Origin of the sequence: Nocardioides sp. NPDC057767, from assembly GCF_042798275.1 — a bacterium.
Lineage (GTDB): Bacteria > Actinomycetota > Actinomycetes > Propionibacteriales > Nocardioidaceae > Nocardioides.
Genome location: NZ_JBHVKJ010000107.1, coordinates 1 through 8,096, shown reverse-complemented (window position 1 = coordinate 8,096; position 8,096 = coordinate 1). Strand labels below are relative to the sequence as shown.

Sequence of the window (8,096 nt, the reverse complement as noted above, 5' to 3'; positions counted from 1 at the left end):
GGGCTGACGAGCCCGGCGCCCCCGGCCCATCCCCCACCATCGACCACCGAGCAGCCAGGAGCCCCGATGTACCCCAGACACGACTGGCGTCCACTCCCCGCCGCCCGCGGCGAGGTCCGCCTCTCCCCCGACATGCCGGCGCTGCGTACCGGCTCGGGCGACTTCCTCAGGCTGCACGACCTGCCCGGCCGCGGCCGGGTCACCACCTACCGCTACCTCCTGCGCGTACGCCGCGCCGCGCTCGAACGCGAGGCGCGGGTCCGCGCCTCGCGGTGGCCCGAGGGCCGGCGCAGCGTGCTCGTCCTCGGCCGCGACCGGCTCAGCCGCGCGCTGGCCGCCGAGCTCACCCGATCGGGCGCCGAGGTCCGACGCGACGACGGGAGCGACCACGGAAGCGGGCAGACTCCGCGTGCCGATGCCGTCGTGGACGTACGCGAGGCTCCGCAGCGCTCCGAGCCGGACGAGCGCCGGGGGCAGCTCGTCGGCGACGGAACGGTGCTGCTGCACGGCCGGCGCGAGGGCAGTCGGATGCTGATCTTCCCGCTCGCCGTCGACGGCACCGAGGCCACCCCCGACCAGGTCAGCCGCCGCCGGCTGGCCGCCTCCCCCGCCGCCCCCGAGCTCTCCTCGTGGCTCTCGAGCAGCCGCCGCGACCCACGGCCGCTGGCCCGCGCGACCCTGACCCTCACGGTCGCGCGCTGTCTGTCGATCCTGGAGGACTGGGCGGCCGGGGATCCCGCCGTCGCCGAGCACCGGCGCCTGCTGCGCGTCATCGGGGACGGTCTGCGCGAACGTACCCACACGGTCCTCGGGTTCGACGAGCCGGCGCCGCGCCCGCAGGGACCCACCCGGTGACCCGTCCCGAGGTCGTTCCCTTCCCGGTCGGCACCCGCGACGGCGTGGTCCTCGGCGGCTGGCTGGCCCGCGCGATCGGCGCCGCACAGGCCGTGGTGCTCGTGCGCACGCCGTACGACGCCCACTCTCACCTGCCGCTCGCGCGGTCGCTGGCCCGTCGCGGCTTCGACTGCCTGGTCCAGGACGTACGCGGCCGCTACACCTCCGGCGGCAGCTGGCGGCCCTACGCCGCCGAGGCCATCGACGGCGTCGACACCGTCGACGCCCTGCATCAGCGCTGCCCGCGGACCCCGGTGGTGGCCTACGGCGCCTCCTACGCCGCCCACACCGCCCTCGAGACCGCACGGGCCGACCGCCGGGTGAGCCGGGTGGTCGCTCTCGTCCCGGCACTCGGCGCCCACGAGACCGCCTACTCCGTCGACGGGACCCCGCAGCACCTGGACCGGCTCGGCTGGTGGACGATCCACGGCTTCGGCCGCCGGGCCGAGCCCGCGCTGGCGCCAGAGGTCCTCCGGGCCGCGACCGCCGTCGCGGACCGCGAGGGCCCGATGGCCGCCGCGGCCGGTCTCGGCTGGGGCGCGGCGCGCCTGGACGCCTTCGGCGAGCTCTGGGCCACCCCGGCGCTCGACCTGGCCGACCACTTCGGCGACGCCACCGCGCCGCTCCTGGTGGTCACCGGCGATGCCGACCCGTTCGACGCGTACGCCCGCCGGCTGGCCGCCGGGTGGGGCTGCCGCAGCGGGGCGGAGAGCGCCCTGGTCAGCGGCCCCTGGGGCCACGACCTCGGCACCGCGGACCCCACGCTCCGGGCGGCGTACGACGCTGCCGGCTCCCCCGGCCGCACGATCCTGCGCTGGCTCACCGACGGCGAGCCCGCACCCGGCCACGAGCTCCGGCTCGATGTCGCCGCCCGGGCCTGGACCGAGCGGCCACTCGTCACCACGACCGCGCCGGCAACCGAGAGAGGACACGCATGACCGGGTCACCCACGGCGATGCCGCCGCTGGACGTCGAGCGGCTGGTGGACAAGGAGACCGGCCTGATCCGGCGGGTGCGCGAGGTGCTGCGCCCCGAGCGGGCACCGCTGCGCTACACCTCACTGACCGCCGAGGTCTCCGACGCACGCTGGCTCGGTGACTGGCCGGCCGACCGGGTCTCGCTCGGCACGACGTTCGGGGACGTCGAGGGCGCACGGATCGCCGCGATCGCCGAGGGTGTGGAGCGCTACTGCGGCAACTTCATCCCCGACGGGCTCGACCCGGCCGAGTTCCGCGTGGGATCCGCGGCCGAGCTGCGGGACCAGGGCGAACCTGTCATCGAGCTCGATGATCTCCCTTCGTGGAGCGCCGATCAGCTCGCCCGTCCCGACTTCCCCTACCGCACGCTCGACGACCACGTGCCGACGCTGTGGAGCCGCTGCCGCGAGCAGCCGGTCACCGGCTACACCGAGGAGGCGGCCGACGTGTGGATGCCGCACGCCCTCGTCGGCCTCAACTGGCGCCAGCGCCGGTTCGTCCACCTGGACCGCGTCTTCCACCTCAACTACGCCGGCATCGCCACCGGGCAGGGCGCCGCCGACGCGCACGACCGTGGGCTTCTCGAGGTCGTCGAGCGCGACGCCCTCGAGGTGTGGTGGCACCACGGCGGACCGGCTCGCGGGATCGACACCGCCTCGGTCCCGGGCCTGAGCGCCGACCTGGAGGGAGCGCCCCTCGACGTCCACGTCGTCCAGATGCCCACCGACCTGGCCCCGGCCATGGCCGCGCTCGTACGCGACCGGGAGACGGGTGTCTACGCCGCGGGCTTCTCTGCCTCCACAGACCCGGTGCGGGCCGTACGCAAGGCCGTGCTCGAGGCGGTCCACACCTGGATCTACACCCTCGGCTGCCGCGACGCCGACGGCTGGGTCTTCCAGGCCGTACGCGCCGGGCTGATGGCGCCGGGCCTCTACCTCGACCATCGTGAGGACCGCCGCTACCTCGACGCCGCGGGGCCGGACTTCGCGAACGTCCGCGACCTCGGCGCCCATGTCCAGGTCTGGCTCGATCCCCGGGTGCACCGGCTCGCCGAGCGGTTCACCGCACCGGGCCTCGGCACCGTGCCCGTCTCCGAGGTGCCGGCCACCGACGTCACCGAGGTGCGCCGCCGGCTGCACGAGGGCGGTCACCGGGTCATCACCCGCGACCTCACCACGCGCGACGTGGCGCAGACGCCGCTGCGGGTCGTGCGCACCTTCGTCACCGGCCTGATGCCCAACGCCCCGGCGGCGTTCCGCTACCTCGGGATGCCGCGCTTCGGCGAGGCCGCGCAGCGCCGGGGCTGGACCCCGGCCGACCCCGACGCGCCGCTGGCCCTGTGCCCTCCGCCCCACATGTGACCAGGAGGAGCCGACCATGACCTCGAGCCGGGCGCTCCTCGAGAGCGCCTTCTCCTCCGACTCTCCGGGCGCACCGCTGCCTCCCGGGCCACGCGCGAACCCCTGGACCGGCGAGCCCGTCGAGCCCGTCGATCCTGCAGAGATCGGCGGCGCGGCGGCGACGGCCGTCCACCGGCTGTGGCGGGCGCGGGGCCACCATCCGCGCCCCGACGGGACCCGCACGACGATCCCCCGCCGGGCCGTACCCTCGGCCGGTGGCTGCTACCCCGTGCAATGGCACCTGGTGGTACCGCCCGGGCACGGGGCACATCTAGGTCCGGGGCGTTACGTCTACAACCCGGCGACCGAGCAGCTCGTGCGGCGGCCCGAGCCCTGGGAGCCCGCCGGGCCCGGGCGAGACCTCGAGATCGTCCTCACGGTCCAGCCGGGCCGTACCTTCGGCCGCTACCGGCATCGTTCCTGGCCGCTGTGGGTCGCGGACGCGGCGTACGCGCTCGAGGCGCTGCTCCTCCTGCTTCCCGGCGCCCACCTGCCCCCGGACTGGTCCGACCTGACCGCCGCCCGGTGCGCCCTCGGCCTGCCTCGGGCGGCGGAGGTCACCTGGTGGCTCGAGCGTGGCCTGGTTCCCGAGATCGCCATGGCCCGGATCACGCTGCCCCTCGCTCCTCGACTCGACGAGGTCGCGTCAGCGGCGATCTGCTCGCGCCGCAGCCCTGCACTGGACCGCTTCCACGAGCGCCGCACCCGCGTCCCCGCGCAACCGGAGGTCATCGAGGTGGCCGGGCAGAGCGGCCAGTCCTGGGTGCTCGGCGCCGACCGGGTCATCTCCTGGGAGCGTCCCGACCGTCTCGACGCCACCGGCTACGCCCGGCTGTGGCAGATGCATCGCGAGGCCGCTCGGCACACCTACGCCCTGAACGCCCGCGGCCACGGCGTCCGTGCCGTCTCCGGGTTCTGCACACCGCCGGCGGGCTCACCGCCGCTGGTCCATGCCCTCGCCATCCTCGAGAACGGAGCCGACCGATGATGGTCGACACCCTGCTGCTGCGCACCGCGCTGCGACATCCCGGACCCGCCGCGACCACCGTCGGGTTGCAGGTCCTGGTGACCGCCACGTATCTCCCGCAGGCCTATGCCCTGGCGCAGGGACTGTTCGCGGTGGTCGACGGCGACGAGGACCGCGCGGTGGCGGCAGCGCTGTGGATCGCGGGGATCGTGGCCGCACGCTGGCTCCTGTCGTGGGTGCAGGCCCGCGCCGCGGCACGGCTGGGGGAGGACGTACGCCTCGGGGTGCGCGACGAGGCGCTGCGCGGCGTCCTGGTACCGGAGGCCCTGCACGACCCGGGCCGGCGCGACGGCGGACTCCGCACGGCGCTCGTCGACGGGGTCGACGGGGTCGACGCGTACGTCACCCGCTACCTGCCCGCGCTGGCCCAGGCCCTCGTGCTGATCCCGGTCGTGGCCGTCCTGCTGGTTCTCGTCCACCCGCTCACCGGTCTCGCCGCCGGACTGGCGGCGGCCGCCGCGCTGCTGGCCCCGCTGCTGTGGAAGCGGCTCATGCGCCGGCGCTCGGACGACCACTGGGACACCTACGAGGGCCTCGGCTCCGACCTGCTCGAGGCCCTCCGCGGGATGTCGACGCTGCGCCTGCTCGGCCGGGTCGCGACGACCCGTGCCCGGCTGGCCCGGCGGAGCCAGGACCTGCACCGCGCGACGGTGCGGGTGATGCGTACTTCCCTGCTCGACACCGCGCTCATCGACCTCGCCGTCCAGGGTGGCACCCTCGCCGCCGCCGGCCTCGCCCTCGTGGCCGGCGTGACCGGGAGCGGGGTGCCACCGGCCGAGCTCTACCTGGCGCTCATGCTCGTGAGCGAGGTCTTCCGGCCCGTCCGGGACCTCTCCGCCGCCTGGCACGCGGGCTACCTCGGCACCTCCGCCGTCCCGGCGCTGCGAAGGCTCGGCGTCGGCCGGGACCACGGCACCGGGCCGAGCGGCCCGGCCGAGGACGACCTCCAGCCGTCGCCCGGAGCCGCGCTCGTCCTCGACGACGTCTCGTTCGCCTACCCCGACGGGCCGGCGATCCTCGACGGCGTCAGCGCCGCCTTCGAGCCCGGCGCGGTCACCGCCGTCGTCGGCCCGAGCGGCGCCGGGAAGACCACCCTCCTCGACCTGGTCCTCACCCACCTCTCCCCCACCGGCGGCCGGGTCCTCCTCGGCGACCGGCCGGTGCGTACCTCCGACGTCGCGGTGGTCTCGCAGCGGCCGGTGCTCTTCGAGGGAACCGTCCGCGAGAACCTCCGCGTCTCCCGCCCGGCCGCGAGCGAGGCAGACCTGTGGGAGGCGTGCGCGGCCGCCGGCATCGAGAAGGAGGTACGCCGCCTCCCCGCCGGCCTCGACACCCCGATCGCCAGCGCCGGAGCGAGCCTGTCCGGCGGTCAGCGCCAGCGGATCGCGCTGGCCCGGGCCGTGCTCTCTGACCGGCCGGTCCTGCTCGCCGACGAGCCGACCAGCGCCCTTGACCCGGCCTCGGCACGCACCGTCACCGCCACGCTCGCACGGCTCTCCGCCGACCGCATCGTGGTCGTGGTCGCCCACCGTGAGGAGTCGCTCGACCGGGTCGAGCGCGTCCTCGAGCTCGCCGACGGGCGGCTCACCCCACTGCTCGACGGGAGCCACGCATGACCACCACGACCGCGCCCGCGCGGCCCCTCACCGGCCTGCTCGGCCACCTGGGCGGCGAACGCCGCGCCATCGCCGCCACCATCGGGCTCGTGGTCGTCAGCCAGGTGTGCCTGGGCGCGATCTCGGTGCTGCTGGCCGCCGCCGTCGGCCATGCCGTCGTGCTCCACAGCGCACCTCCGAGCTGGTTCTGGGCGCTGCTGGCCGGCCTCGTGGTGCTCCGGGCAGTGCTGACCTGGGGCGAGATGGACGCCTCCCACGCGCTCGCGTTCCGGGTGCTCGCCCGGCTCCGGATGGCGCTCTTCGACCGCTATGCGGTCGCGCTGCCGACCAGGCGTCGCGAGAACGTCGGCCGGGCCGCGTCGACCGCGATGAGCGACACCGAGCGTCTGGAGTTCTTCTACGCCCACACCGTGGCCCAGCTCGCGGCCGCGGCGGTCAACGCGCTCCTCGGCCTGGTCCTCCTCGCCGTCGTGGAGCCGGTGCTCGCGCTCGTCACCCTCACCGGGCTCGCACTCGTGCTCTCCACCGTGCCGCTCGGCCGGCGCCGTCTGGAGGCGCTCGGAGGCGAGGTGGTCGAGGCGACCGGCACCCTCTCCGACCGTGTCGTCGACGTGCTGGGCGGCCTGCGCGAGGTCCTGGGCTACGGAATCCACGGACCGGTGCGCCGTCAGATCAGGGAGACCGGCGCCGTCGCCGCCCGGGCGGCAGGCAGGCTCGAGATCACCCATCGCGTCCTCGCCGGCGCCCGGGAGGCCGCGGTGACGCTCGTCGGCGTCGGCGTGCTGGTCGGCGTCATCGGCCGGGACGTCGCCGCCGAGCACGTCGCCGCCCTGGTCGTCCTCGCGCTCGCGACGGTTGCACCGGTCGCCGACGCATCCGCCACCTGCGCCCGCCTGCCCGCCCTGCGTGCCGCAGCCGCCCGGGTCGGCACGGAGCTCGCCCGCCCGGCCGCGCTCACCCACCACGCCCCGAGCGCCGCTCTGCCCGAGGGACCGCTCGGTCTCACGATGAGCGGGGTGGGCTTCGGCTACGACGACCGCCGGGTGCTCGACGGGTTCGACCTGACGATCGCTCCCGGGGAGCACGTCGGCCTCCGCGGAGCCTCGGGGGCGGGCAAGTCCACCGTGGTGGCCTTGGCCAGCCGGCTCTGGGACCCGGACGCCGGGACCGTCGCGCTGACGGACGCAGCCTCGGGCCAGGTGGCGATCGCGGCGGTCTCGGACACCGACCTGCGGGCCGCGCTGGCCACCGTCGAGCAGGATGGTGCCCTCTTCACCGGCACCGTGCGGGAGGCCGTCGCCGCCCCGTCGACGACCGACGCCGAGATCGAGGACCTGCTCGCCCGGCTCGGGCTCGCGGGCACGGTCACGCCGGAGAGCCACATCGGCGAGGGCGGCCTCCGCCTCAGCGGCGGGCAGCGGGCCCGGCTACGGCTGGCGCGTGCCGTCCTGCACCGCCCGCGGATCCTGCTCCTGGACGAGCCGACCGCGGACCTCGACGAAGCCTCCGCCCGGCTGGTCACCGACCTGCTCGGCACCGTGTCGGCCACGATGCTGGTGGTCTCCCATCGCCACCGCACCCTGGCCGCGATGGACCGGGTCGTCGACATCGTGCCGCCCGGGCCCTCCGCAGACCCCGCAAACCCCCGCAGAGCCCGTAACGACGCGGGACACGCGGCGCGTAAAGGTTGAAGATCCGCAGGTCTGGCCTACGCTGGCGACGAGCCGCATCTCGTCAACCTTTGCGGCTCGGATCAACGATTAAAGGAGATCGCATGAACCGCACCGACCTGGTGAGCGAAATCGCCAAGCAGGCCGAGATCACCCAGACGCAGGCCTCCGCCGCCCTGGGTGCTGCCATCGAGGCGATCAGCGCGGCCGTCGCTGGTGGCGACAAGGTCACGCTGCCCGGCTTCGGTACGTTCGAGTCGCGCGAGCGCTCGGCTCGCACCGGCCGCAACCCGCAGACCGGCGCTGAGATCAAGATCCCGGCCTCGAAGGGCCCGGCGTTCAAGGCCGGCTCCGCCTTCAAGGAGCGGGTCGCCAAGGGCTGAGTCCCCTGGACAACCACGAAGGGCCGGGTCGTACGACGGGCTCTAGCGATCCCCGCAACACCCTGAGTTTCAGGAGTTGCGGGGATCGTGTTGTCTGCGGAGTTGAAGGTTCGGTTCTTCGAGGCGCTG

7 protein-coding genes are annotated in these 8,096 nt (G+C 75.1%); all 7 read left to right on the top strand.

The window, feature by feature from the left end; all coding sequences use genetic code 11:
* Window positions 1–855, top strand: an 855-nt coding sequence (locus ACFVDI_RS28195) for a hypothetical protein (protein WP_378912192.1), incomplete at its 5' end; no start/stop codon positions are given.
* Window positions 852–1,832 carry a CocE/NonD family hydrolase gene (locus ACFVDI_RS28190; protein ID WP_378912191.1) on the top strand — a complete coding sequence of 327 codons (981 nt, stop codon included), beginning with the start codon at window positions 852–854 and terminating at the stop codon, window positions 1,830–1,832. The genes ACFVDI_RS28195 and ACFVDI_RS28190, both read left to right, overlap by 4 nt.
* On the top strand, window positions 1,829–3,232 hold the full coding sequence (locus tag ACFVDI_RS28185; protein ID WP_378912190.1) for a YcaO-like family protein: 1,404 nt from the start codon (window positions 1,829–1,831) through the stop codon (window positions 3,230–3,232). Before ACFVDI_RS28190 ends, ACFVDI_RS28185 begins: the two co-directional genes overlap by 4 nt.
* Window positions 3,233–3,248: 16 nt before the next feature.
* Window positions 3,249–4,259 (top strand): hypothetical protein, encoded by a 1,011-nt coding sequence (locus ACFVDI_RS28180; protein ID WP_378912189.1) that lies wholly within the window; start codon window positions 3,249–3,251, stop codon window positions 4,257–4,259.
* A complete protein-coding gene (locus ACFVDI_RS28175) occupies window positions 4,256–5,914 on the top strand; it encodes an ABC transporter ATP-binding protein/permease (protein WP_378912188.1) in 1,659 nt (552 codons plus the stop codon). The genes ACFVDI_RS28180 and ACFVDI_RS28175 overlap by 4 nt, the downstream gene beginning before the upstream one ends.
* Window positions 5,911–7,605 (top strand): ATP-binding cassette domain-containing protein, encoded by a 1,695-nt coding sequence (locus tag ACFVDI_RS28170; protein WP_378912187.1) that lies wholly within the window; start codon window positions 5,911–5,913, stop codon window positions 7,603–7,605. The genes ACFVDI_RS28175 and ACFVDI_RS28170 overlap by 4 nt, the downstream gene beginning before the upstream one ends.
* A 68-nt stretch (window positions 7,606–7,673) precedes the next feature.
* On the top strand, window positions 7,674–7,967 hold the full coding sequence (locus ACFVDI_RS28165) for an HU family DNA-binding protein (RefSeq protein ID WP_328532322.1): 294 nt from the start codon (window positions 7,674–7,676) through the stop codon (window positions 7,965–7,967).
* Window positions 7,968–8,096 lie beyond the last annotated feature (129 nt).